20 protein-coding genes are annotated in these 24,908 nt (G+C 65.6%); 14 read left to right on the top strand and 6 right to left on the bottom strand.

Translation table 11 applies throughout. The features are described 5' to 3' along the window. Positions 1-101: 101 nt before the first annotated feature. A complete protein-coding gene (locus tag GGD63_RS30235; RefSeq protein ID WP_183247426.1) occupies positions 102-1,010 on the bottom strand; it encodes a LysR family transcriptional regulator in 909 nt (302 codons plus the stop codon). A gap of 104 nt (positions 1,011-1,114) precedes the next feature. Here GGD63_RS30235 and GGD63_RS30240 point away from each other — a divergent pair, with 104 nt between their 5' ends. The 8 genes from GGD63_RS30240 to GGD63_RS30275 all read left to right on the top strand — a co-directional run bounded on the left by GGD63_RS30240 (position 1,115) and on the right by GGD63_RS30275 (position 10,442). After that, on the top strand, positions 1,115-2,611 hold the full coding sequence (locus GGD63_RS30240; protein ID WP_183247428.1) for a CoA-acylating methylmalonate-semialdehyde dehydrogenase: 1,497 nt from the start codon (positions 1,115-1,117) through the stop codon (positions 2,609-2,611). Between the two features lie 23 nt (positions 2,612-2,634). Beyond that, a complete protein-coding gene (locus GGD63_RS30245; RefSeq protein WP_183247430.1) occupies positions 2,635-3,780 on the top strand; it encodes an isobutyryl-CoA dehydrogenase in 1,146 nt (381 codons plus the stop codon). Next, positions 3,777-4,844: an enoyl-CoA hydratase/isomerase family protein gene (locus GGD63_RS30250; protein WP_183247432.1), complete on the top strand. Its 1,068-nt coding sequence runs from the start codon at positions 3,777-3,779 to the stop codon at positions 4,842-4,844. The genes GGD63_RS30245 and GGD63_RS30250 overlap by 4 nt, the downstream gene beginning before the upstream one ends. A gap of 4 nt (positions 4,845-4,848) precedes the next feature. Further along, positions 4,849-5,757 (top strand): 3-hydroxyisobutyrate dehydrogenase, encoded by a 909-nt coding sequence (gene mmsB, locus GGD63_RS30255; RefSeq protein ID WP_312013440.1) that lies wholly within the window; start codon positions 4,849-4,851, stop codon positions 5,755-5,757. Positions 5,758-5,884: 127 nt separating this feature from the next. Next, positions 5,885-7,603 (top strand): AMP-binding protein, encoded by a 1,719-nt coding sequence (locus GGD63_RS30260; protein ID WP_183247436.1) that lies wholly within the window; start codon positions 5,885-5,887, stop codon positions 7,601-7,603. Further along, positions 7,604-8,080, top strand: coding sequence for a MaoC family dehydratase (locus tag GGD63_RS30265; RefSeq protein ID WP_183247438.1), 477 nt, complete (start codon positions 7,604-7,606; stop codon positions 8,078-8,080). It begins immediately after the preceding gene. A gap of 227 nt (positions 8,081-8,307) precedes the next feature. Beyond that, complete coding sequence (locus tag GGD63_RS30270) at positions 8,308-9,225, top strand: SDR family NAD(P)-dependent oxidoreductase (protein ID WP_183247440.1); 918 nt, start codon at positions 8,308-8,310, stop codon at positions 9,223-9,225. Continuing rightward, entirely contained in the window at positions 9,222-10,442 is a 1,221-nt protein-coding gene (locus tag GGD63_RS30275; RefSeq protein ID WP_183247520.1) for a TIGR03862 family flavoprotein, read from the top strand. Before GGD63_RS30270 ends, GGD63_RS30275 begins: the two co-directional genes overlap by 4 nt. A gap of 169 nt (positions 10,443-10,611) precedes the next feature. On the opposite strand, the gene GGD63_RS30280 is transcribed toward GGD63_RS30275, so the two are convergent. From GGD63_RS30280 to GGD63_RS30290, 3 genes are all read right to left on the bottom strand, one after another. Further along, on the bottom strand, positions 10,612-11,691 hold the full coding sequence (locus GGD63_RS30280) for a D-TA family PLP-dependent enzyme (RefSeq protein ID WP_183247443.1): 1,080 nt from the start codon (positions 11,689-11,691) through the stop codon (positions 10,612-10,614). A 108-nt stretch (positions 11,692-11,799) separates the two neighbouring features. Further along, complete coding sequence (locus tag GGD63_RS30285) at positions 11,800-13,611, bottom strand: ABC-F family ATP-binding cassette domain-containing protein (protein WP_183247444.1); 1,812 nt, start codon at positions 13,609-13,611, stop codon at positions 11,800-11,802. A 2-nt stretch (positions 13,612-13,613) separates the two neighbouring features. After that, the gene (locus GGD63_RS30290) at positions 13,614-14,117 is read right to left on the bottom strand and encodes a YaiI/YqxD family protein (protein WP_183247446.1); all 504 of its coding nucleotides are present in this window, start codon (positions 14,115-14,117) and stop codon (positions 13,614-13,616) included. A 108-nt stretch (positions 14,118-14,225) separates the two neighbouring features. On the opposite strand from GGD63_RS30290, the gene GGD63_RS30295 reads away from it, so the two are divergent. Further along, entirely contained in the window at positions 14,226-15,026 is an 801-nt protein-coding gene (locus tag GGD63_RS30295; protein WP_183247448.1) for a hypothetical protein, read from the top strand. Positions 15,027-15,219: 193 nt separating this feature from the next. On the opposite strand, the gene GGD63_RS30300 is transcribed toward GGD63_RS30295, so the two are convergent. Further along, positions 15,220-17,592, bottom strand: coding sequence for a xanthine dehydrogenase family protein molybdopterin-binding subunit (locus GGD63_RS30300; RefSeq protein ID WP_183247450.1), 2,373 nt, complete (start codon positions 17,590-17,592; stop codon positions 15,220-15,222). Positions 17,593-17,806: 214 nt separating this feature from the next. Here GGD63_RS30300 and GGD63_RS30305 point away from each other — a divergent pair, with 214 nt between their 5' ends. Continuing rightward, positions 17,807-18,880: a Ppx/GppA phosphatase family protein gene (locus GGD63_RS30305; protein ID WP_183247453.1), complete on the top strand. Its 1,074-nt coding sequence runs from the start codon at positions 17,807-17,809 to the stop codon at positions 18,878-18,880. A 2-nt stretch (positions 18,881-18,882) separates the two neighbouring features. Continuing rightward, positions 18,883-19,569: an RlmE family RNA methyltransferase gene (locus tag GGD63_RS30310; RefSeq protein WP_183247455.1), complete on the top strand. Its 687-nt coding sequence runs from the start codon at positions 18,883-18,885 to the stop codon at positions 19,567-19,569. 100 nt (positions 19,570-19,669) lie between these two features. Here the strand turns inward: GGD63_RS30310 and GGD63_RS30315 are convergent, their stop codons facing one another. Continuing rightward, the gene (locus GGD63_RS30315) at positions 19,670-21,160 is read right to left on the bottom strand and encodes an MFS transporter (RefSeq protein WP_183247457.1); all 1,491 of its coding nucleotides are present in this window, start codon (positions 21,158-21,160) and stop codon (positions 19,670-19,672) included. A 476-nt stretch (positions 21,161-21,636) separates the two neighbouring features. On the opposite strand from GGD63_RS30315, the gene guaB reads away from it, so the two are divergent. The 3 genes from guaB (at position 21,637) to GGD63_RS30330 (ending at position 24,903) form a co-directional block, all read left to right on the top strand. Next, entirely contained in the window at positions 21,637-23,130 is a 1,494-nt protein-coding gene (gene guaB, locus GGD63_RS30320) for an IMP dehydrogenase (RefSeq protein ID WP_183247459.1), read from the top strand. Between the two features lie 294 nt (positions 23,131-23,424). Next, positions 23,425-24,459: an NADP-dependent oxidoreductase gene (locus tag GGD63_RS30325; protein ID WP_183247461.1), complete on the top strand. Its 1,035-nt coding sequence runs from the start codon at positions 23,425-23,427 to the stop codon at positions 24,457-24,459. Between the two features lie 207 nt (positions 24,460-24,666). Beyond that, complete coding sequence (locus tag GGD63_RS30330; protein ID WP_183247463.1) at positions 24,667-24,903, top strand: hypothetical protein; 237 nt, start codon at positions 24,667-24,669, stop codon at positions 24,901-24,903. Positions 24,904-24,908 lie beyond the last annotated feature (5 nt).

Raw genomic sequence — 24,908 nt, forward strand, 5'->3', positions numbered from 1 at the left:
GGTGGGCAAAGCGAAGCGTGCCCACCATAATGCCATAAGTGAGAGATGGTGGGCACGGCGCGAAGAGCGCGCCTTTGCCCACCCTATGAGACCGTCGTCGTTCACCGCCCCGCAAACAACGCCCGCTCGCGCTCCACGATCTCGCCGATGTAATCCGCCACCGCGCGGATCCGTGCGAGATCCTTGCTGTCGGCGTGCATCAGCATCCAGAACGTTCGCGTGATCGAAATCTCCTCCGGCAGCACTGGCACGAGTTGCGGATAGTCGCTCGCCATGAAATGCGGCAGCACGGCGATGCCGAAGCCGGAGAGGGTGGCGTTCAGCTGCGCGATCAGATTGGCGCTGCGAAAGCGCGCGGAGATCCGCGGCGAGACCTGCGGCAGATAGTCGAGCTCCGGCGTGAACAAGAGCTCCTCGATGTAGCCGACGAAACGGTGCTGCGGCAGATCCTGCCGCGAGGCGATTTTGGGGAAGCGGTCGAGATAGGCCGGGGCGGCATAGAGCCCGAGGCGATAGTCGAGCAGCTTGCGGCCGACGATGCGGCCTTCCTTCGGCATGGTCAGGCTGATCGCGATATCGGCCTCGCGCTTGGAGAGGCTGAACAGCCGCGCGGTAGCCACAAGTTGTAGATCGAGATCGGGATACCGGTCCGCGAACGGCGCCAGCCGCGGTGCCAGGAAGGCGGTGCCGAATCCATCGGGCGCGCCGATCCGCACCGTCCCGGTCAGCCGCGCCACCGAGCCGCCGACCTGTTCCTGGTTGGCGACGATGGTCGATTCCATGGCTTCGGCGCTGTCGGCGACGCGCTGGCCAGCCTCGGTGAGCAGGTAGCCGGTCTTGCGCCGGTCAAACAGCTTGGCCGAGAGGTGCTTTTCCAGCCGGTCGACGCGGCGGATCACCGTGGCATGGTCGACGCCGAGCTGTTTCGCCGCAGCCGACACCGAGCCGCCCCGCACGATGGCCAGCACGAAGCGAAAGTCGTCCCAATCGATAGCGCCTTGATCCAGCATTTTCGCACATCTATGGTGCATTATCTCAGACTTGAATCCTATAAAATGCAGGTCAATAGGATTTGTCAAAGCGTTCAGACTCGACTTTCCAAGGAGATCATTCCATGCGTTCAATCGGACATTTCATCGGTGGCAAGGAGGTCAAGGGTACCTCGGGTCGCACCGCCGACGTTTTCGAGCCGATGACCGGTGACGTTCAGGCCAAGGTAGCGCTGGCGTCCAAGGCCGAGGTCCGCGCTGCCGTCGAGAACGCCCGCGCCGCCCAGCCTGAGTGGGCTGCGACCAATCCGCAGCGCCGCGCCCGCGTGATGATGAAATTCGTCGAGCTGGTTCAGCGCGACTACGACAAGCTCGCCGAGCTGCTCGCGCGCGAGCATGGCAAGACCGTGCCGGACGCCAAGGGCGACATCCAGCGCGGCCTCGAGGTCGCGGAATTCGCCTGCGGCATTCCGCACCTGATGAAGGGCGAGTACACCGAAGGCGCCGGCCCCGGCATCGACATCTATTCCATGCGCCAGCCGCTCGGCGTCGTTGCCGGCATCACGCCCTTCAACTTCCCGGCTATGATCCCGATGTGGAAGTTTGCCCCGGCGATCGCCTGCGGCAACGCCTTCATCCTCAAGCCGTCGGAGCGCGATCCCGGCGTGCCGATGCTGCTCGCCGAACTCATGATCGAGGCGGGCCTGCCGGCCGGCATCCTCAATGTCGTCAACGGCGACAAGGAGGCGGTCGACGCCATCCTCGACGATCCCGATATCAAGGCCATCGGCTTCGTCGGCTCGACGCCGATCGCGCAGTACATCTACGAGCGCGCAGCCCAGACCGGCAAGCGCTGCCAGTGCTTCGGCGGCGCCAAGAACCACGCCATCATCATGCCGGATGCCGACATGGACCAGGCCGTGGACGCGCTGATCGGCGCCGGCTACGGCTCGGCCGGCGAGCGCTGCATGGCCGTCTCGGTCGCGGTCCCCGTCGGCAAGCCCACCGCCGACCGTCTCATGGAAAAGCTGATCCCGCGCGTTGAGAGCCTCAAGATCGGCACCTCGATCGATCCGTCGGCCGATTACGGTCCGCTGGTCACGCGTGAGGCGGTCGAGAAGGTCAAAGGCTACATCGACATCGGCATCAAGGAAGGCGCAACGCTCGCCGTCGACGGCCGCGGCTTCAAGATGCAGGGCTACGAGAAGGGTTTTTACCTCGGCGGTTCGCTGTTCGACAACGTCACCAAGGACATGCGGATCTACAAGGAAGAGATCTTTGGCCCGGTGCTCTCGGTCGTGCGTGCGCATGACTACAAGGAAGCGCTGGCGCTGCCGTCGGACCACGACTACGGCAACGGCGTTGCCATCTTCACCCGCGACGGCGACGCCGCGCGCGACTTCGCAGCCAAGGTGAACGTCGGCATGGTCGGCATCAACGTGCCGATCCCGGTGCCGATCGCCTATTACACCTTCGGCGGCTGGAAGAAGTCCGGCTTCGGCGATCTCAACCAGCACGGTCCGGATTCGGTCCGCTTCTATACCAAGACCAAGACGGTGACCTCGCGCTGGCCGTCCGGCGTCAAGGAAGGTGCGGAGTTCTCGATCCCGCTGATGAAGTAAACCTCTTAAGGAGCGAGGCCGGGATGCAATTCGCTCTGAACGAGGATCAGATCGCGGTTCGCGACATGGCGTTGGCGTTTGCGGCCGAGAAGATCGCGCCGCACGCGCTGCGCTGGGACGAGGAGAAGCATTTCCCCGTCGACGTCATGCGCGAGGCGGCAACGCTCGGCATGGGCGGCATCTACATCCGCGAGGATGTCGGCGGTTCCGCCATGACGCGGTTCGACGCGGCGCTGATCTTCGAGGCGCTGGCGACGGGCTGTCCGACCACCTCGGCCTTCATCTCCATCCACAACATGGCGAGCTGGATGATCGACGCCTTCGGCAGCGACACCCAGCGCCACACATGGCTGCCGAAGCTCTGCACCATGGAGCTGATCGCGAGCTACTGCCTGACCGAGCCGGGCGCCGGCTCCGACGCGGCAGCACTGCGCACCCGCGCCGTGCGCGATGGCGATCATTACGTCCTCAACGGCCAGAAGCAGTTCATCTCCGGCGCCGGCGGCACCGATCTGCTGGTGGCGATGGTGCGGACCGGCGGCGATGGCCCCGGCGGCATCTCGACCCTTGTCATCGATGGCAAGACGCCGGGCGTCTCCTTCGGCGCCAATGAGCGCAAGATGGGCTGGAATGCGCAGCCCACCCGCGCGGTGACGTTCGAGAACGCCCGCGTGCCTGTGGCCAATCGCCTGAGCGAGGAGGGCACCGGCTTCAAGATCGCGATGGCCGGCCTCGACGGTGGCCGCCTCAACATCACGGCGTGCTCGCTCGGCGGCGCGCAGGCCGCGCTCGACAAGGCGCGCAGTTACATGAAGGAACGCAAGGCGTTCGGAAAGCGGCTCGACGAATTCCAGGCGCTGCAATTCCGCCTCGCCGACATGGCAATCGAGCTCGAGGCCGCACGCACCTTCCTGTGGCGCGCTGCCGCCGCGCTCGACCGCAAGGACCCTGATGCCACCATGCTGTGCGCGATGGCAAAGCGCTTCGGCACCGATGTCGGCTTCGAGGTCGCCAACCATGCGCTGCAGCTTCACGGCGGTTACGGCTACCTCAGCGAATACGGCATCGAGAAGATCGTGCGCGATCTGCGCGTGCACCAGATACTCGAAGGCACCAATGAAATCATGCGGCTCATCGTGGCGCGCAAACTGATCGAGGGCGCGCGATGAGTGCAGTGGAAGAGGGCGATCTGGTCGCCCGCGTCGAGGGTACGGCCGGCATCCTCCGGCTGAACCGTCCCAAGGCGATCAATGCGGTGACACTGGAGATGTTTCGCGACATCGAGAAGGCACTCGACCGCTTCGAGGTCGATCCGGCGGTCGCCGTGATCGTGCTGGAGGGCGCCGGCGAGCGCGGCCTCTGCGCCGGCGGCGACATCCGCACGCTCTGGGAGAGCTCGAAGGTCAATGGCGACCTCGGCAAGATCCTGTGGCGCGAGGAATACATCCTCAATGCCCGGATCAAGAAGTTTCCAAAACCCTATGTCGCCTTCATGGACGGTATCGTGATGGGTGGCGGCGTCGGGCTGTCGGCCCATGCCAGCCATCGTGTCGTCACGGATCGCACGAAGCTGGCGATGCCCGAGGTCGGGCTGGGATTCTTCCCGGATGTCGGCGGCACCTATCTGTTGTCGCATTCGCCGGGCGAAATCGGCACCTATTTCGGGCTGACCGGCCAGACCATGAACGGGCCGGATGCGATCTACGCGAAGTTCGCGGACTGGGTGGTGCCGGCCGCGAAACTCCCGGAGCTGCGCGAGGCGCTGACGAAAGTCCGTGCCGGTGCGACCGCTGCCGAGGTCGGCAAGCTCATCGACGGTTTTGCGACCGGCGAAACCGCGGGGCCGGTCGCGGCGAAGGAGCCGGCGATCGACGCGCTGTTCGGCTTCGACCGCATGGAGGACATCGTCGCCGCGCTGAAGCGCGACGGCTCCGACTTCGCACAGGCCACGCTGAAGACGCTCAACGAAAAATCGCCGCGCGGCATGGTGGTGACGCTGAAGCTGCTGCGGCTCGCGCGCAAGACCTCGACCCTGGAAGAGTGCCTGGTGCGCGAATATCGCGCGGCGCTGGAGGTCTTCCGCAGCGACGATTTTCGCGAGGGCGTGCGCGCCGCCGTGATCGACAAGGACCGCAATCCGACCTGGTCGCCGCCGCGGATCGAAGATGTCACGCCGCAAATGCTTGCACCGTATCTCGCCGAGATCGGCGATGATGAGCTGAAGTTCAACTAACGTCATTCAAGCGGAGGAAACGACAATGGCCACGATCGCATTCATCGGCCTCGGCAACATGGGCGGCCCGATGGCCGCCAACCTCGTCAAAGCCGGCCACAAGGTGGTGGCGTTCGATCTCGTCGAGGCCTCGCGCAATCAGGCCAAGGCCGATGGCGCCGCCATCGCCGACAGCGCCGCTACTGCGGTCAAGGGCGCCGATGTCGTCGTCACCATGCTCCCCGCAGGCAAGCACGTGCTCAGCGTCTGGAACGAGGTGGTTCCTGCCATGACCAAGGGCGCGCTGATCATCGATAGCTCCACCATCGACGTCGAGAGCGCGCGCCAGGCGCATGCGCTGGCCGCCAAGCATGGCGTGCTCTCGGTTGACGCGCCGGTCTCCGGCGGTACCGGCGGCGCCAAGGGGGCGACGCTCACCTTCATGTGCGGCGGTGAGGACAAGGCATTTGCGGCGGCAAAGCCCGTGCTCGAAAACATGGGCAAGCAGATCGTGCATTGCGGCGGCGCCGGTGTCGGCCAGGCCGCAAAGATCTGCAACAACATGATCCTCGGTATTTCCATGATCGCGGTGAGCGAGGCCTTTGCGCTTGGCGAAAAGCTTGGCCTCTCGCACCAGGCGCTGTTCGACGTCGCCTCGATCTCGTCGGGCCAGTGCTGGTCGCTGACCACCTATTGCCCGGTTCCGGGTCCCGTGCCGACCTCGCCCGCCAACAACGACTACAAGCCGGGCTTCGCCTCGGCGCTGATGGTGAAGGACCTGACCTTGGCGCAGGACGCCGCCAAGGCCGCAGGCGCGGCGACGCCGCTCGGCAAGCATGCGCAGGAGATCTATCAGTCTTTCGACGCAGCCGGGCAGGGCGGGGTGGATTTTTCCGGAATTTTCAAGCACGTTAGAGGACTGGCCGGAAAATAGCCTTCGCTTGGTGCCCGGATGAAGCGAAGCGAAATCCGGGACAGCTCTTTCAATGGCGCGACCGGCCCCGGATTGCGCTTCGCTCCATCCGGGCTACGCTCGAACGTCAATTCGACGGGCCCGGACCATGACCACATTTCAGGAAGCGCGCGCGTTTCTGCTGGCTCACCGCACGGATTACGAGACCGCGGTCAAAGCCTTCCGCTGGCCCGATCCGGTTCCCTTCAACTGGGCGCTCGACTGGTTCGACGCTGAGCTCGCGATCAATGCGGACAGCAAGGATCGGCCCGCGCTCTGGATCGTCGATGCCGCGCAGGACAAGCAGACAAAACTGTCCTTCGCGGCGCTCTCGAAGCGCTCGAATCAGGTCGCGAACTTCCTCCGCGCGCAGGGCTTGAGGCGCGGCGATCATCTTTTGCTGCTGCTCGGCAATGTGGTGCCGCTGTGGGAGACGATGCTCGCCGCGATGAAGCTCGGCGTGGTCGTCATTCCCGCCACGACGTTGCTCACCGCCGACGAGCTGCGTGACCGGCTCGATCGCGGCAAGGCGAGGGCAGTCGTCGCAGCGCAGGATCAGGTGGCAAAATTCGCAAGTCTCGGCGCCGAGAATGTCGTCCGCATCGTCGTCGGCGCGCCCTCCGATGGTTGGCTTGCGTATGATGAAGCGGCAAAGGCTTCCGAAAGCTTCACGCCCGACGGTCCAACCAATGCCGACGACCCGATGCTGCTCTATTTCACCTCGGGTACCACAGCCAAACCAAAGCTGGTCCGGCACAGCCAGCGCAGCTATCCCGTCGGCCATCTCTCGACGATGTACTGGATCGGGCTGAAGCCCGGCGACGTCCATCTCAACATCTCGTCCCCCGGCTGGGCCAAGCATGCCTGGAGCTGCTTCTTCGCGCCGTGGAATGCGGGCGCGACCGTGTTCGTGGTCAACCAGCCGCGCTTCGATGCCAAGGCGCTGCTCGCCACCATCGGCCGCTGCGGCGTCACCACGCTGTGCGCGCCGCCAACCGTGTGGCGGCTGTTCATCCAGGAGAACCTGGCCTCGTTCAAGGTCGCGCTTCGCGAGGTCTGCGGCGCCGGTGAGCCGCTCAATCCTGAAGTAATCGACCAGGTGCGGGCGGCCTGGGGTCTCACCATCCGTGACGGCTATGGCCAGACCGAAACCACTGCGCTCGCCGGCAATTCGCCGGGGCAGCCCATCAAGATCGGCTCGATGGGCCGGCCGCTGCCGGGCTATCGCGTGCAGATCAGCGATGCCGATGGCAATCCTGCAAAGGAAGGCGAGGTGACGCTGGTGCTGGGCGATGACCGTCCCGCCGGCCTGATGCAGGGCTATCAGGGCGACGACGGCAAATTGTCCGGCGCCGAAGGCGCGCTCTATCGCAGCGGCGACGTCGTGTTCGAAGATGCGGACGGCTATCTTACCTTCGTCGGCCGTTCCGACGACGTGTTCAAATCCTCCGACTACCGCATCAGCCCGTTCGAGCTGGAGAGCGTGCTGCTCGAGCACGAGCTCGTCGCGGAAGCCGCGGTGGTGCCGAGCCCGGACCCGATCCGGCTCGCGATTCCCAAGGCATTCGTGCTGCTGACGTCGGGCGCTGAACGCTCGCCGGAAACCGCGCTGTCGATCTTCAAGCACCTGCACACCCGCCTGGCGCCGTTCAAGCGCATCCGCCGCCTCGAAATCGTCACCGAGCTGCCGAAGACGATCTCTGGCAAAATCCGCCGCGTGCAGCTACGACGGCTTGAGCGCGACGACGATCGCAATGATCCGCTGCGCGGCCGGGAATTCCGTGAGGAGGATTTTCCGGAGCTGCCGAAAACACGGAGTGAGACCTAAGTGAACCAAATCTGGAAGTCGCCGCCGATTACGCTTGAGGCCTATCAGGCCATGGTCGGCAAGGAGATCGGCGTGTCCTCATGGCACCTGATCGACCAGTCCCGCATCGACACCTATGCCGACGTGACCGAGGATCACCAGTTCATCCATGTCGATCCCGAGAAGGCCAAGGCGACCGCGTTCGGCACCACCATCGCGCACGGCTTCCTGACGATGTCGATGTTGTCGGTGATGTCCTATGAGGTAATGCCGGCGATTGCGGGCACCACGATGGGCGTCAATTACGGCTTTGACAAGCTGCGCTTCATCTCGCCCGTGCGATCGGGCAAGCGCGTCCGCGGCCGTTTCGTGCTGGCCGAAGCCAAGCTCCGCAAGCCGAACGAGCTGCAGTCCCGCACCAACGTCACCGTGGAGATCGAGGGCGAGGACAAGCCGGCGTTGGTCGCCGACTGGCTCGGCCTGATCTATTTCGCCTGACCTGAGGCGTCGTTGCCGGGCTTGACCCGGCAACCCATCGCTGCTCAAAAGCTGACGAATTTTCGTGGATCTCACCCTCTCCCCTTGCGGGAGAGGGTGGCTTCGCGGAACGCGAAGCCGGGTGAGGGGTATCTCTCCGCGAGCTCCGCTGTCGGGAGATACCCCTCATCCGGCGCTTGCGCGCCACCTTCTCCCGCAAGGGGAGAAGGAAGAAAGGAAACGCACTCATGGCAATCAGGTTCGACGGACGCGTCGCCATCGTCACCGGCGCAGGCAATGGTCTCGGACGCGCGCATGCGCTGGGGCTGGCGAGCCGCGGCGCGAAAGTCGTGGTCAACGATTTCGGCGGCGCGCGCGACGGCACCGGTGGTTCGCTGTCGCCGGCCGAGGCCGTGGTCGAGGAGATCCGCAAAGCCGGCGGCACCGCGATGGCCGACGGCGCCGACGTCTCCAATTTCGAGCAGGTCACCGCCATGGTCGAGCGCGCCACCAAGGAGTGGGGCAGCGTCGACCTGATGTGCGCCAATGCCGGCATCCTGCGCGACAAGTCGTTCGGCAAGATGGAGGCCGCCGATTTCCAGAAGGTGCTGGACGTGCATCTCGTCGGCACCTTCTATTGCTGCAAGGCGGCCTGGGCCGGCATGCGCGACCGCAACTATGGCCGCATCGTGCTGACGACGTCGTCCTCCGGCCTCTACGGCAATTTCGGCCAGGCCAATTACGGCGCAGCGAAATCGGGCATGGTCGGCCTGATGAACGTGCTCGCCGAAGAAGGCCGCAAGACCAACATCCGCGTCAACATCATCTCGCCGACGGCGGCAACCCGCATGACCGAAGAGTTGCTGCCGCCGCAGGCGCTGCAGCTGATGAAGCCGAACGCGATCACGCCCGCGGTCGAGTACATGCTCAGCGAGGACGCACCGACCCGCACCATCATGGGCGCGGGTGCGGGCTCCTTCGCAGTGATCAAGATCCTGGAAAGCGAGGGCATCAACCTGCCGGAGTCCGAATGGACGCCCGATGCGGTTGCCGCCCACTTCGCCGAGATCAGCGACATGTCGAAGGCCAAGGCCCTGCAGGGCGCGTTCGAGCAGACGCAGAAGTACGTGACGCAGGCCGCGGCGCGGGCGGGGATCAAGCTCTGACCGACATCGCCGTCATCGGTGCCGGTCCCGCCGGGCTGATGGCGGCGGAGGTGCTGGCGCAGGGCGGCGCCCGTGTCACCGTGTACGACGCCATGCCGTCCGCGGGCCGCAAATTCCTGATGGCGGGCCGGGGTGGGCTCAACCTCACCCACAGCGAGCCGCTGCCGGAATTCCTCGCCCGCTACCGTGAGGCGATGCCGCATTTGCGCGCCGCGGTCGAAGCGTTTCCGCCCGATGCGCTGCGCGACTGGAGTGCGGCGCTTGGGCAGTTGACGTTCGTCGGCAGCAGCGGGCGGGTGTTTCCAAAAACGTTCAAGGCCTCGCCATTGCTCCGCGCCTGGTTGCGGCGGCTGGATGCGGCCGGCGTGCAGTTCGCATTTCGGCATCGCTGGACCGGATGGGACGAGCAGGGGCGGCTGCAATTTCAAACCCCCAATGGCACGCTTTCCTTCGCCGCGGACGCCACCGTGCTCGCGCTCGGCGGAGCAAGCTGGCCACGCCTGGGCTCGGATGGGAGTTGGGTCGCTCTGCTCGCTGCCAAAGGCATTGCCGTGTCAAGACTCCGCCCGGCCAATTCCGGCTTCACGGTCGCATGGTCCGACGTCTTTCGCGACCGCTTCGAAGGCCAGCCGCTCAAGGGCGTGGCGCTGACGATCGGCGCGCACACGGTGCGCGGCGAGGCGATGATCACCCGCAGCGGCATCGAAGGCGGCGCGATCTATGCGCTGTCGGCGGAGCTGCGTGAGGCGGTGCTGGGCCTCGGGCAGGCGACGCTGATGATCGCACTCCGCCCCGACCTCGACGCTGCCGCACTGACCACGCGCCTGTCAGGGACGCGCGGCAAGCAATCGCTCGCAAACTTCCTGCGCAAGGCGGCACAGCTGTCGCCGGTCGGCATCGGCCTGATGCAGGAAGCCGCCATCGCCTCCGGCCGGCCGCTGGCGGCGTTTTCGCCGGCGGAGCTTGCGCATCTGGTGAACGCCATTCCGGTCCAGCTCACTGGGGTAGCCCCGATCGCTCGCGCGATCTCGACCGCGGGCGGGATCACCTTCGACGAGCTCGACGGTCGCTTCATGCTGCGCAAGCTGCCCGGTGTGTTCGCCGCCGGCGAAATGCTGGACTGGGAAGCGCCGACAGGCGGCTATCTGCTGCAGGCCTCGTTTGCGACGGGAGCAGCCGCGGGCAGGGGCGTGTTGGAGTGGCTGCAGCGTTCTTAGAACGCCGCTGCCCTTCGAGGGCCGCTGAAGAAGCGGCCACCTCAGGGTGACGGCTACGAGAGAGCGTTAGCCAGACGACGGCCTGGAGAGAGCGTCATCCTGAGGCGCGAGCGGCGCGATGCCAAGCATCGCGCCGGGAGCCTCGAAGGATGCGCGGGCGCTCCAGCGCCTACCGCAGCTTCCCCCGAGCCGCGACCGGCAGCGTGCCGATGATCTCCTCGCCGCGCACCATCACGACCTCGTCCATCATGTTGACGACGACGCAGACGTGGTTCGGCACGATGCGGACGACGTCGCCGACATTCGGGCGCGTGTTGCTGCGGGAGAGGTCGAGGAAGCCGTGCTCCTCGGCGAATTTTGCGATCTTGGCCTCGGGGTGCTCCAGGATCAGGCCGTGGCCGTCGAGCCCGCCGGTGTCCGTCGTCAGCGTCTTCGAGCCGGCATCGAGAATACCGCGCTCGGGCGCGGCGCGGCTCACCACCGTCGAATAGATGTGCAGCGCGCAGTCGTCCCAGGTCGCCGAGCCCGCGGCCACCTGCATGCGGTCGTTGTAGATGTAGGTGCCGAAACGGTGCTCGGTGCCGCCCTTGAGCTTGCCGATATTGACGAGGTTCGGCGTGCCGCCGGTCGAGACGATCTTTGCATCCAGCCCGTGCGCGCGCACGCCGGCCAGCGCTTCGTCGTAGAATTTTTGCGCGTCACCCCAACCGGTCTCCGTCGGATACAGCATGAAGCCGGCGAACTCGAGGCCCTTGGATGCTGCGATCTCGCGCGCCAGCGCAATCGCCTCGGCCGGCGTCTCGACGCCCGCGCGCTTGCGGCCGGTATCGCACTCGACCACGACCGACAACGTGTGGCCCGAGGCCGCAGCGGCCTTTGGCAGGCCGGCGACGACGGTCGAATTGTCGGCAGCCACCGTCATGTTCGCCTTCGCCTGCAACGCGCCGAGGCGGGCCATCTTCTCCTCGCCCAGGAGATTGTAGCTGATCAGGATGTCGTCGATGCCGGCATTGGCCATGATCTCGGCCTCGCCGAGCTTCTGGCAGGTGATGCCCTTCGCTCCAGCCGCGACCTGCATCTTGGCGATGGTCGGGTTCTTGTGCGTCTTGATGTGGGGGCGGTTGGCGATGCCGGCGTCATCGCAGGCCTTCTGGATGCGCGCGATGTTGCGCTCGACCCTATCCATGTCGATGACGGCGCAGGGCGTGCCATATTCACGGGCGATTTTTGCGGCGAGGGGAGTGGTCATATGATCTCTCTGTTTTCGGCCCTGTAGGATGGGTAGAGCGAAGCGAAACCCATCAGAAGCAATTCCCGTTAAGCGATGGGTTTCGCTGCGCTCTACCCATCCTACGACTTATGCCTGCTCGATCTCTTCGCGAAGCATTTCCAATTCGAGCCAGCGCTCTTCGGCGGCGGACAGTTCGTCATGCGCCTTGGCGATCGCGGCCGAGGTATCGTCGAATGTCTTGCGATCTTTCGCATAGAGATTGGGATCGTCCAGCACGCGCTGCAATTTTGCAATATCGGCGTGAAGCGTCTCCATCTTCTTCGGCAACGTTTTCAGTGCGTGCTTCTCGTTGAAGCTCAGCTTCCGTTTCGGCGCCGATGACGGAGCAGCGGCGCGCTCCTCTTTCTTCTCCGCAGCCGGTTGCGGCTTCGCCGTCTCGCGCTTGAGATCCGCACCGCGCTGCGCCAGCATGTCGCTGTAGCCGCCGGCATATTCGATCCACTTGCCGTTGCCCTCAGGCGCGATCACGGAGGTGACGACGCGGTCGAGGAAGTCGCGGTCGTGGCTGATCAGGATGACGGTGCCCTCGTAATCGCCGAGCATCTCCTCGAGCACGTCCAGGGTTTCGAGATCGAGATCGTTGGTCGGCTCGTCCAGCACCAAAAGGTTCGAGGGCTTTGCCAGTGCGCGCGCCAGCATCAGGCGGCCGCGCTCGCCGCCCGAGAGCACTTCCACCGGCGTGCCGCGCTGCTCCTGCGCGAACAGGAAGTCCTTCATGTAGCCGACGACGTGCTTCGGCTTGCCGCCGACCATGATCTGATCGCCACGGCCGCCGGTCAGCGCTTCAGCCAGCGTCGATTTGGGATCGAGGCTTTCGCGGTGCTGGTCGAGCGTGGCCGTCTCCAGATTGGCCCCTAAACGCACGGTGCCGGAATCCGGCTGCATGCCGCCGGTGAGCAGATTGACCAGCGTGGTCTTGCCGGCGCCGTTCGGGCCGATGATGCCAAGGCGGTCGCCGCGCTGGATGCGGGTCGAAAAATTCTCGACGATCTTGCGCTCGCCATAGGCCTTGGTGATGCCCTTGGCCTCGATCACCAGCTTGCCGGATTGTTCGGCTTCCGCCGCAGCGAGACTGGCGGTGCCGGCCGTGCCGCGATAGTTGCGGCGCTGGTCGCGCAGGGCATGGAGATTAGCGAGCCGCTTGACGTTGCGCTTGCGCCGGCCGGAGACGCCGTGGCGCAGCCAGTGCTCCTCGTCGACGATCTTGCGGTCGAGCTTGTGCTGGTCGCGCTCTTCCTCGGCGAGCACCTCGTCGCGCCAGCTCTCGAACGAGGCGAAGCCGCGGTCGATCTGCTTGATCCTGCCGCGGTCGAGCCATGCCGTGGAGCGCGAGAGATTGGTGAGGAAGCGGCGGTCGTGACTGATGATCACCAGCGCGCTGCGGCGGCTGTCGAGCTCCGTTTCCAGCCATTCGATGGTGGAGAGATCGAGATGGTTGGTGGGCTCGTCCAGCAGCAGGATGTCGGGCGAGGGCGCCAGCACGAACGCAAGCGCGGCGCGGCGGGCTTCACCGCCGGAGAGGTTTGCGGGGTTCTCCTCGCCGGTCAGCCCGAGCTGCTCGAGAAGGTAGCGCGCCTGGTGATGATCGTCGCCCGGCGCGAGCCCGGACTCGACATAGGCGAGCGTGGTCTTGTGGTCGCCGAAGTCAGGCTCCTGCGGCAAATAGCGGACGGTCGCGCCGGGCTGCACGAAGCGCGTGCCGCTGTCGGGCTCGACAAGGCCCGCCGCGATTCTGAGCAGGGTCGACTTGCCCGAGCCGTTGCGGCCGATCAGGCAGACGCGCTCGCCTGGCGCGACATTGAGCTCGACGCCCGACAGCAGCGGCGTGCCGCCAAAGGTCAGCCTGATGTCTTTCAGTTGGATCAGCGGCGGCGCCATGATCAGCCTTGACTCAAATTCTGGCTCGTTGCGGCCTGATCGGCGCGGCGGCGCTCGATCCGGCGCAGCGTCTGGTCCAGCGCCGAAAGGAACGCGGAGCGGTCGCGCGGCGCGAACGAGCGCGGACCGCCCGTGACTTCGCCCGCGGAGCGCAGATCCGTCATCAGGTTGCGCACCGCCAGCGTCATGCCGATCGACTCCTCGGTGAACGGCTTGCCGTTCGGGGCGATCACATCGGCGCCCGCCTTCACGCAGCGGCTCGCCAGCGGAATGTCCGATGTCACGACGACGTCGCCGGGCTTGGCCCGCTCCGCGATCCAGTCGTCGGCCGCGTCCATGCCGGCACCCGCGGCGATGCGCTCGATCAGCGGATCCTGCGGCACGCGGATGAAATTGCCGGCGACCACGCTCACGGGCACGCCGTGCCGGATGGCGACGCGGTAGATCTCATCCTTCACCGGACAGGCGTCGGCGTCGACATAGATGCGGGTGGGAGTGTCGGTCATTCCGCCGCGTGGTACCCCATTCGGGCCGCAAAGGCGAGGGGATTGACCGCTGTTCCCCGGGGCCTACGATCGGGTGCGGAAACAACAAGAAATTGGAGAAGGCCAGCCATGCCGAACCGGCTCGAAACCTGGCGCGTCGAGGCCTACAACACCGCAAAACAGTCCGAAAACAAGATGCATGACGACACGGTGGCCCGCCGCTTCGGCTTTTCCGGTGGGCTGGTCCCCGGCGTCGACGTCTTCGCCTACATGATGCATGTGCCGATCGCACGCTGGGGCCGCGATTTCCTGTCCCGCGGTCTGGTCGAGGCGCGCTTTATCAAGCCGGTTTATGACGGCGAGACCGCCGATATCGATGCCACCGAGCACAATGGCCTGCTGACGATCGAGGTCTTCAGCCGCACCGAACTGTGCGCCACGGGGACGGCCGTGTTGCCGGCGACAGCGCCAGCGGTATCGCTGAGTGACTATATCGAAGTCCCCGCTGTCGCCGAACGCAAGCCGGTCAGCCCCGCCACCTTCGAGACCGGCAAGTGGCTCGGAACGGCGCCGCGCCGCTGGGCCGGGCAGGCGGCGAGCGAGTATCTCGCCGACATCAGGGAGACCGATCCGATTTTCGCGCGCGAGGGGCTCGGCCATCCCGGCCTGATCCAGCGGGTCATGAACCGCGTCCTTGTCGACAACACCATCCTGGGTCCGTGGATCCACGTCGGCAGCCGCATGCAGCTGCTGTCGCTGGCACGCGCCGGCGACGAGATCACCGCGCGCGCAAAGGTCACTTCGAACTACGAGAAAAAGGGCCACCGCTTCGTCGAGCTCGACGCGCTGGTCGTCGCCAACGGCACGACGCCGATTGCGCTCTGCCAGCACACCGCAATCTACCAGCCGCGCGAGCAGGCGGCGGCGTAGCGCCGAACCGTTCACGCCTCAAAAACCGGTGTCATGCCCCGCGAAGGCGGGGCATCCAGTACGCCGCAGCCCCTCGATTCATCACAACCGTCTCGGAGTACTGGATCGCCCGCCCCAGTGCGCAAGTGCGCACAAGGCGGGCGATGACAGTTGTGGGTGTGAAAGAGCGAGCGACCGTCTGCGAAAGAGTCCCTTACGCCGCCTGGCCCTTCGCATCCTGGATCGCGCGCCACACGCGCTCCGGGGTCAGCGGCATGTCGATGTGCTTGATGCCGTAGTCGGAGAGCGCATCGAGCACGGCGTTCACCACCGTCGACAGGCTGCCGGCGCAGCCGGCTTCGCCGCAGCCCTTGCTGCCGAGCGGGTTGGTTGTGGCCGGCACCGGGTGGTCGCCGACCGTCATGAACGGCACGTCCTCGGCGCGGGGCAGGGCGTAGTCCATCAGCGAGCCCGTGATCGGCTGGCCGCTCTCGTCGTAGCGGATGTGCTCCATCAGCGCCTGGCCGATGCCCTGGACCACGCCGCCATGGAGCTGGCCCGCGACCAGCAGCGGATTGATCACCGTGCCGAAATCGTTGACCGCGCTGTAGCGCACGATCTGCACCACGCCGGTGTCCGGATCGATCTCGACCTCGGCGACGTGGCAGCCGTTCGGGAACGCGGAGGCGACCGGATCGCTGGTGTGGTCGACATCGAGCGAGTCGGGCACGCCGTCCGGCACCTTGCCCTCATGCAGCTTCTTGGCGAGCTCCATGATGTCGATGCTACGATCGGTGCCGGCGATCGTAAAGCTGCCGTCGGCGAACTCGATATCGGCCTCGGACGCTTCCAGCATGTGCGCGGCGGCGCGCTTGCCCTTTTCGATCACGAGCTTCGAGGCCCCGACGATGGCCTGGCCGCTCGCGGTGATCGAGCGCGAGCCGCCGGTGCCGTTGCCGGTGTGGACGATGTCGCTGTCGCCCTGCACGAGCTTGACGCTCTCGAAAGGCACCCCGAGCTGCTCGCAGAGCACCTGCGCGAACGGCGTGGCATGGCCCTGGCCGTAATCGAGCGTGCCGGTGATGAGCTGCACGGTGCCATCAGCATCGAACACGATCTTGCCGAGCTCGGGGCTCGGCGGCGCGGTGACTTCGAGGTAGGAGCCGACCGCGATGCCGCGCAGCTTGCCGGCCTTCCTGCTCTCCTTCTTGCGCTTGGCGAAATTCTCGTGGTCGGAGATGTCGAGCGCCTTGCTGAAGACGGCCTGGAAGTCGCCGCTGTCATAGGTGACGCCGGAGGAGGCGGCGAAGGGCATCTGGTTCTGCTTGATGAAGTTGCGCTTGCGCAGCGTCAGGCGGTTGATGCCCATCTCGTCGGCGGCGCGATCGATCAGCCGCTCCATGTAGTAGTTCGCTTCGGGCCGGCCGGCGCCGCGATACGCGCCCATCAGCGTGGTGTTGGTCAGCACCGTCTTGATGTCGACGCCCATCAGCGGCGTGCGGTAGACGCTGGAAAAATTCTTGCCGGTGTTGAGCGAGAGCGGCCCCGGCGCAACGCCGGTGATATAGGCGCCGAGATTGCCGTAGCCGGACAGCTTCGCCGCGAGAAAGTGCCCTTCCGCGTCGAGCGCGAGCTCCGCATGGATCTTCTGCGCGCGGCCGTGGCTGTCGGAGAGGAAGCTGGTGGAGCGCTCGTCGAGCCACTTCACCGGGCGTCCCAGTGCCTTCGCCGCGTACAGGATGCACATGTACTCGGGGTAGTTGATGTTCTTCATGCCGAAGGAGCCGCCGACATTGGCGGTGAGGATGCGCACCTTCTCGTTCGACACTTTCAGGTTCTTGGCGAGATTGGCGCGGTTGCCAGCAACGCCCTGCGTCGGCACCTGAAGCGTGTAGCGCTCGGTCTTCTTGTCGTAGGAGGCGAGCCCAACGCGCGGCTCCATCGAGACCACGGCGACGCGGGTGTTTTCGATGTCGATCCTGGTGACGTGGGCGGCGCTGGCAAAGGCCGCATTGACCTTGTCCATGTCGCCATAGTGGTAGTCGAGCGCGACATTGTTCGGGATGTGGTCGTAGAGCTGCGGCGCGCCGGGCTTGGCGGCTTCCTCGGGATCCGTCACCGCGGGCAACGGTTCGATGTCGAGCTCGACCGCCTCGGCTGCGTCGCGCGCCTGGGCCAGCGTCTCCGCCACCACGAAGGCGACGGGATCGCCGACGAAGCGGACCTTGCCGGTCGCCAGCGGCTGGCGGTTGGTCTGGAGCAAAGGCGAGCCGTCACGGCTCTTCAGCGGCAGGCCGCAGGTGAAGGGGCCATAGCCGGCGGCATCGAGGTCCTTGCCGGTCCACACTCCCAGCACGCCCGGCATCGCCTTGGCGGCGTCAAGGCCGATGCCGCGGATGACGCCATGGGCATGGGTCGAGCGGACCACCACGGCATAGGCCTGGCCGGGCAGATTGAAATCGTCGGTGTAGCGGCCCTTGCCGCGCACCAGGGTGTCGTCCTCCTTGCGGCGGACGGGCTGACCAACGCCATATTTTTGCAGTGCAATAGCGTTTTCGAGCGTGGACGATTTGGTGTGTTCTTGCATGGAATCGACCTGAAAAAGCCGGCAATTGCGCGATTTCGCGGGCGCCTGGAGGGGGCCGGACCCCCCTCAGATAACCCACCACCCCGTTCACGACAACGCACGAATGGGCATGGTCCCATGTGATGCGTTGTTGCGCATACCTGCCGCGCTGCTAATGTTTCAGGCGAAAAATCAATTCCAGACCGGCCCGACCGGCCGCGGAAAGACAGTTTGTATGAATGACCACACGCGGCTCCGCGACGGCCATGTGCCGCACGGTGAGCTGGAGGGGTCGATGGCAGCGGTGGCGTTGGCCACCGACCCGGCCGTCCCCGCACAGGCGCTGGGAACCGGCGTCTACGCGGCACTGGACCTCGGCACCAATAATTGCAGGCTGCTGATCGCCTGTCCGACCCACGACGGCTTTCGCGTGGTCGATTCCTTCTCGCGCATCATCCGGCTCGGCGAGGGGGTCTCGGCGACCGGCTCGATCAGCGAGGCCGCGATCGAGCGCGCCATTGCGGCGCTCAGCATCTGCCGCGACAAGATCAATCTGCGGAAGGCGCGGCGGTTGCGGCTGATCGCCACCGAAGCCTGCCGCGCGGCCTCGAACGCGGAAGGGTTTCGCAGCCGCGTCGCGGCCGAGACCGGCATCGAGCTCGAGGTGATCGACCGCGAGACCGAGGCCGCGCTTGCCGTGCTCGGCTGCTCGCCGCTGGTTGACCCCAGGGGCAGGGGCGCGATCCTGTTCGACATCGGCGGCGGCTCGACCGAGCTGGTGCGGATTGAGCGCGACCCGGAGAATCCGGAGCCGCGTATCAAGGCCTGGATGTCGATCCCGTATGGCGTGGTCACGCTCGCCGAGCAGTTCGGCGGCCGCGACGTGACGCCGGAGATCTACGCCGCGATGGAGCGCGAGGTCGCAAGCCATGTCGCGCCGTTCGCCGAGGAACACGGCCGCGACCTCACTGAGATGCACCTGCTCGGCACGTCGGGCACGGTGACGACGCTCGCCGGCATCCATCTCAATCTGCCGCGCTACGACCGCCGCCGCATCGACAGCATCTGGATGAACGATTCCGACATCACCGCGACCATCAACAAGCTGCTCGGCATGAGCTACGAGGAGCGCGCGAACAACAACTGCATCAGCGTCGAGCGCGCCGATCTCGTGCTCGCCGGCTGCGCCATCCTCGATGCTATCAGGCGCGCCTTTCCGCTGCCGCGCCTGCGCGTCGCCGACCGCGGCCTGCGCGAGGGCATGCTGGTCGAGATGATGCGCGAGGATGGCGCGCTCAGGAGCTGGTGAGAATGGCCAAGGACACCACCGGCCGCTTGCACGTCCAGGTCAAGACCGGCGGCAAGCGCAAGCTGTCGTCGAAGCTGTGGCTGGAGCGGCAGCTCAACGATCCCTATGTCGCGAAAGCCAAGGCGGCGGGCTATCGCTCGCGCGCCGCGTTCAAGCTGCTGGAGATGGACGACAAGTTTCGGCTCTTGAAGCCCGGCATGGCCGTGGTCGACCTTGGCGCAGCGCCCGGCGGCTGGAGCCAGATCGCTGCCAAACGCGTCGGATCGGTGGAAGGCAAGGGCAAGGTCGTCGCCATCGACCTCCTGGAGATGCCCGAGATTCCCGGCGTCGATTTCGCGCAGCTCGACTTCATGGACAATGACGCCCCTAGCAAGCTCACCGCGATGCTGGGCGGCGGCGCCGATGTCGTGATGTCCGACATGGCCGCCAACACCACGGGACATCGCAAGACCGACCAGCTTCGCATCGTCGGCCTGGTCGAGACCGCGGCCGCGTTCGCCTGCGACGTGCTCAAGCCCGGCGGCACGTTCCTGGCCAAGACGTTTCAGAGCGGCGCCGATGCCGATCTGCTCGCTCAGCTCAAGCGCGACTTTGCCACGGTGCGGCATGTGAAGCCGGCCGCGAGCCGGCAGGATTCCTCCGAGCGCTACGTGCTCGCGACGGGATTTCGCGGCGAGGCGAAGGCGTAGCCATCGTCATTGCGAGGAGCGAAGCGACGAAGCAATCCAGAATCCCTCCGCGGAAAGACTCTGGATTGCTTCGCTGCGCTCGCAATGACGGGGAGCGAGACTACCCCAGCCGCTGATCCCGCACGTTCTGCGTATCTTCCGTTGCCGCCTTCACGGCGGCCTTTTCCGCACCCTTGCCGGCGCCCTTGCGGCTCGCGATCTCCACCGCCTTGCGGCCGGAGATCTCGTGGCCGGCGTCGGCGGGCATCTGCCAGAAGAACCAGCTCGAGGCCGCCGAGGTCAGCGCCACCACGACGAAGGCGGGCGCGAACACGGTGGCGTTGAGCTCGCTGACATGGCTGAGCCACATCGTCGTCTCCACGGAGGCCGCGCCGACCGCGACGCCGGCGGAGACCGCGAGCTGCTGGTTGACGCTGACGAGCGTGGTAGCACGGCTCATCTGCGGGCTCTCCACGTCGGCATAGGCGACCGTGTTGATCGCGGTGAACTCGAGCGAGCGGAAAAAGCCGCCGACCACCAGGATCACCATGATGATCAGCAGCGGGGTCGTCACTGTGAACAGTGCGCAGACGCCGAGGAAGAACGCGCTGACGATCGCGTTCACCGTCATCAGGTTGCGGAAGCCGAAGGTGCGGATGATGCGCGCCGCCAGCGTTTTCATGCCCATGGCCCCCAGCGAGGAGGCGAAGGTCACGAGGCCAGAATGGAACGGCGACAGGCCGAAGCCGATCTGCATCAGGAGCGGCAGCAGGAACGGGAGCGCGCCGATGCCGAGACGGAACAGGAAGCCGCCGAAGATTGCCGCGCGCAGCGTCGGCAGCCTGAGAAGCGAAAAGTCCAGCACCGGCGATCCCGTCCGCCGCGCGTGCAGGACATAGAGCGTCATCGAGATCGCGCCGCCCACGACCAGCGCGGCCACCGTGCTCCAGGGCAGCAGATTGAGCCCGGCCACCGAGAGACCGAACGCGATGCCGGCAAGGCCGATGCCGGCGAGCACCATGCCGTAGAGATCGAACGGCTCCTGATCCTCGCTCGTGATGGGATCGATGAAGCGCAGCGCCATGAAGATGCCGAGCAGCCCGATCGGGATGTTGATCAGGAAGATCCAGTGCCAGGACGCATAGGTCGTGATGAAACCGCCGAGTGGTGGTCCGATCACCGGGCCGATCAGGGCAGGAACCGTCACCCAGGCCATGGCATTGACCAGCGCGCTCTTGTCGACGGAACGCAGCAGCACGAGGCGCCCGACCGGCGTCATCATCGCCCCGCCCATGCCCTGCAGGATGCGCGCGAACACGAAATCGGTGACCGAGGTCGACAGCGCGCAGCCGACCGAGCCGACCATGAACACCCCGACGGCGATCGCGAACACCATCCGCGCGCCAAAACGGTCGGCGGTCCAGCCGCTCGCCGGGATGAACACCGCGAGCGACAGCAGGTAGGAGGTGATGGCAAGCTTCAGCGTCAGCGGGCTGGTGCCGATATCGGCCGCAATCGCCGGCAGCGAGGTGGCGATGACAGTCGAATCCATGTTCTCCATGAAGAGAGCAGTGGCCACGATCAGCGGAATGATGCGTTGCTTGTCGACCATGACGGATTGGTAATGAAAATCGGAAGGAACGGCGAGAATTGCGGCTTATCACCGCCGCCCGGCCGCGACCATTGCGGATCGACGCATAGCACCTAAATCCCGCGTAACAACGGTGTGACCCCCTCCGTCATTCCGGGGCGCGCCCCTTGGCGCGAGCTATGGTGCGCAATTGCGCACCTGAGAATCCATTGGGCCGCAGGATTCGCTGTGGGATGGATTCCGGGCTCGCGACTTCGTCGCGCCCCGGAATGACGGCGGGTGGGTCGTGCACGGGCCATCTACGCCGAATTTACCCTAAAAAAGCCTGTGCATGGCTGGCCAGCGGCTCGAATTGCTTTGATTCGTCACGCGGGCGTGCTATCGACCCGCGTCAACCCCACCGATGGGCTCCGATTCGACGGCGATGCCGCAAGGTACGCCGAGGGCGGCGCTCATCCATTGCTATTTGCGGCAGGGCCGCAGGAAGGAGTTGGCAGATGGCCACGGTGCAACTTCAAGGCATCCGCGAAGCCTTTACGTTCGACGACGTGCTGTTGAAGCCGGGCCTTTCCGATGTCATGCCGGGCGAGGTCGACATCCGCTCGCGCGTCACCCGCGCCATTCCGCTCAACATTCCGATCATGGCCTCGGCCATGGACACCGTCACCGAAGCCCGCATGGCGATCGCCATGGCGCAGGCCGGCGGCCTCGGCGTCATCCATCGCAATTTCGATCCCGAAGGGCAGGCCGCCCAGGTCCGGCAGGTCAAGCGCTACGAGTCGGGCATGGTGGTGAACCCGCTCACCATCAGCCCCGAGGCGACGCTGGACGACGCGCTCAAGCTGATGAGCGATCACGGCATCTCCGGCATTCCCGTCGTCACCGGCGCCGGCAAGAATACGCCCGGCAAGCTGGTCGGCATCCTCACCAATCGCGACGTGCGCTTTGCCACCGACCGCCGGCAAAAAGTCTCCGAGCTGATGACGCATGAAGGTCTCGTCACCGTGCGCGAGAACGTCAGCCAGGACGAGGCGCGGCGGATGCTGCACCAGCATCGCATCGAGAAGCTGCTCGTCGTCGACGAGCAGTATCGCTGCGTCGGCCTGATCACCGTGAAGGACATGGAGAAGGCGGTCGCCCATCCGCTCGCCTGCAAGGATGCGCAGGGGCGCCTGCGCGTCGCCGCCGCCACCACGGTCGGCGACACCGGCTTCGAGCGCACCGAGCGGCTGATCGATGCCGGCGTCGACCTCGTCGTCGTCGACACCGCACACGGCCATTCCCGTCACGTGCTGCACGCGGTGAACCGCATCAAGCGTCTGTCCAATTCGGTGCAGGTCGTCGCCGGCAACGTCGCGACTACCGAGGGTGCGCAAGCGCTGATCGACGCAGGCGCGGATTGCATCAAGGTCGGCATCGGCCCGGGCTCGATCTGCACCACGCGCATCGTCGCCGGCGTCGGCGTGCCGCAGCTCACCGCGATCATGGATGCGGTGGAGGCGGCGAAGAAGTCGGACATTCCCGTCATCGCCGACGGTGGCATCAAGTTCTCCGGCGACCTCGCCAAGGCGCTCGCCGCCGGCGCTGACATCGCCATGGTGGGCTCTCTGCTCGCCGGCACCGATGAGACGCCGGGCGAAGTGTTTTTGTGGCAGGGCCGTTCCTACAAGGCCTATCGCGGCATGGGCTCGGTCGGCGCGATGGCGCGCGGATCCGCCGACCGCTACTTCCAGCAGGACATCAAGGACACGCTCAAGCTCGTGCCCGAAGGCATCGAGGGGCAGGTGCCCTACAAGGGTGCGGTCGGCCACGTCATGCACCAGCTCGCCGGGGGCTTGCGCGCCGCCATGGGCTATGTCGGCGCAAAGGACATGAAGGAGCTGCACGACAAGGCGCAGTTCATCCGTATCACCGGCGCGGGCCTGCGCGAAAGCCATGTCCACGACGTGACCATCACGCGCGAGAGCCCGAACTATCCGGGCGGGGGTTAGTCGCTCCGCGCTCGTGCCAAAATGACGGTGTCATGCCCCGCGAAGGCGGGGCATCCAGTACGCCGCGGCTTCCCGGCTCAATCGTAACCGCCTCGGAGTACTGGATCGTCCGCCTTCGCGGACGATGACAGTGAGTGTGTGGCCCGCGCGTGCCACAAGCTCGTCATTGCGAGGAGCTCGCGACAAAATTGCGTAGCAATTTTGCGCTGATGCGACGAAGCAATCCAGTCCTTTTGTGTTGACGCGGCTGGATTGCTTCGCTTCGCTCGCAATGACAGAAAATTGGAGGAAGCCATGTCCCAAGATCAACATAGCGCCAAGCGCATCGTTCTCGCCGCGCGTCCCGTCGGCGAACCCAAGCCATCCGATTTCCGCATCGAGGAATTCGCAGTCCCGACACCGGGGCAGGGCGAAGTCCTGCTGCGCACGATCTGGCTGTCGCTCGATCCCTATATGCGCGGCCGTATGAGTGAAGGCCCGTCCTACGCCGCACCCGTGCCGATCGGGGGCGTGATGGAGGGCGAGGCGGTCAGCGAGGTCGCGGCCTCCAACAATCCCGACTTTGCGGTAGGCGACATCGTGCGCATCCGCTCCGGCTGGCAGACGCATGCGATCTCGAACGGCAAGGGCCTGATCAAGGTCGATCCGAAGCTCGGTCCGATCTCGACATCCATCGGCGTGCTCGGTATGCCCGGCATGACCGCCTATACGGGCCTGCTCGACATCGGCAAGCCTCAGGCCGGCGAGACCGTCGTCGTTGCCGGTGCCTCCGGCGCAGTCGGCTCCGCCGTGGGGCAGATCGCCAAGATCAAGGGCGCCCGCGCGGTCGGCATCGCCGGTGGCAAGGACAAGTGCGACTACGTGGTGAAGGAACTCGGCTTCGACGCGTGCCTCGATCATCGCGAAACCGATTTTCCGGCCAAGCTGAAGCTCGCCTGCCCGAAGGGGATCGACGTCTATTTCGAGAATGTCGGGGGCGCCGTGTTCGAGGCGGTGTTCCCGCTGCTCAACCCGTTCGCGCGGGTGCCGGTCTGCGGCTTGATCGCGCACTACAACGACACCGAGGCCAAGCCGCCGAAATGGGCCGCCAGCATGATGCGTGCGACCCTGACCAAGCGGCTGACTTTCCGCGGCTTCATCGTCTCCGACTTCGCCGCCCGCCATGGCGATTTCCTGCGCGACATGTCCGCCTGGGTCCGCGACGGCAAGGTCAAGTACAAGGAGTTCGTCACCGAGGGCCTGGAAAGTGCCCCCGGCGCCTTCATGGGCCTGCTGAAGGGTGCCAATTTCGGCAAGCAGCTGGTCCGGGTCGGGCCGGACAAGGCGTAATTTGCCGACACCAGCCCCTCGGGGCGGTGGATGGTTAAGAAAGAGTCACTAATCGGTCACACCTGCCCGCAAAAGCCGCAGGTGTGACCGCCTGTTCATTGACCGGCCGACGAAGGCATTGAATCATCGCGCATATTTTGGGTGTTGCGATGTTAAGAGATTGTTCTTTTCTGCGTAATCCTCCTGGCCGCCGGCTATTGGGCGACGATGTTCGTCATGGGCCGCCGCGACGACGTCATTCATGGCAAGTTCGTTCATGCCGAGGACGAGGGCGATTTCACCCCAGCCGCGATGCCTGCGCCGCCGCCGTTCCCGAAGCGTCCGGTCAAGGCTGCGCAGCCCGCCAGTGTCCAGCCCGCGCTCCCGGAGGCCAAGCCCGTGAACAGTGAGGCGCTGCAATCCCTGCTGGCTGCGATCCAGCAGGATCTCAAGAGCGTCGCTTAAACCGC

The organism is Bradyrhizobium sp. cir1, assembly GCF_014198245.1.
GTDB lineage: Bacteria > Pseudomonadota > Alphaproteobacteria > Rhizobiales > Xanthobacteraceae > Bradyrhizobium.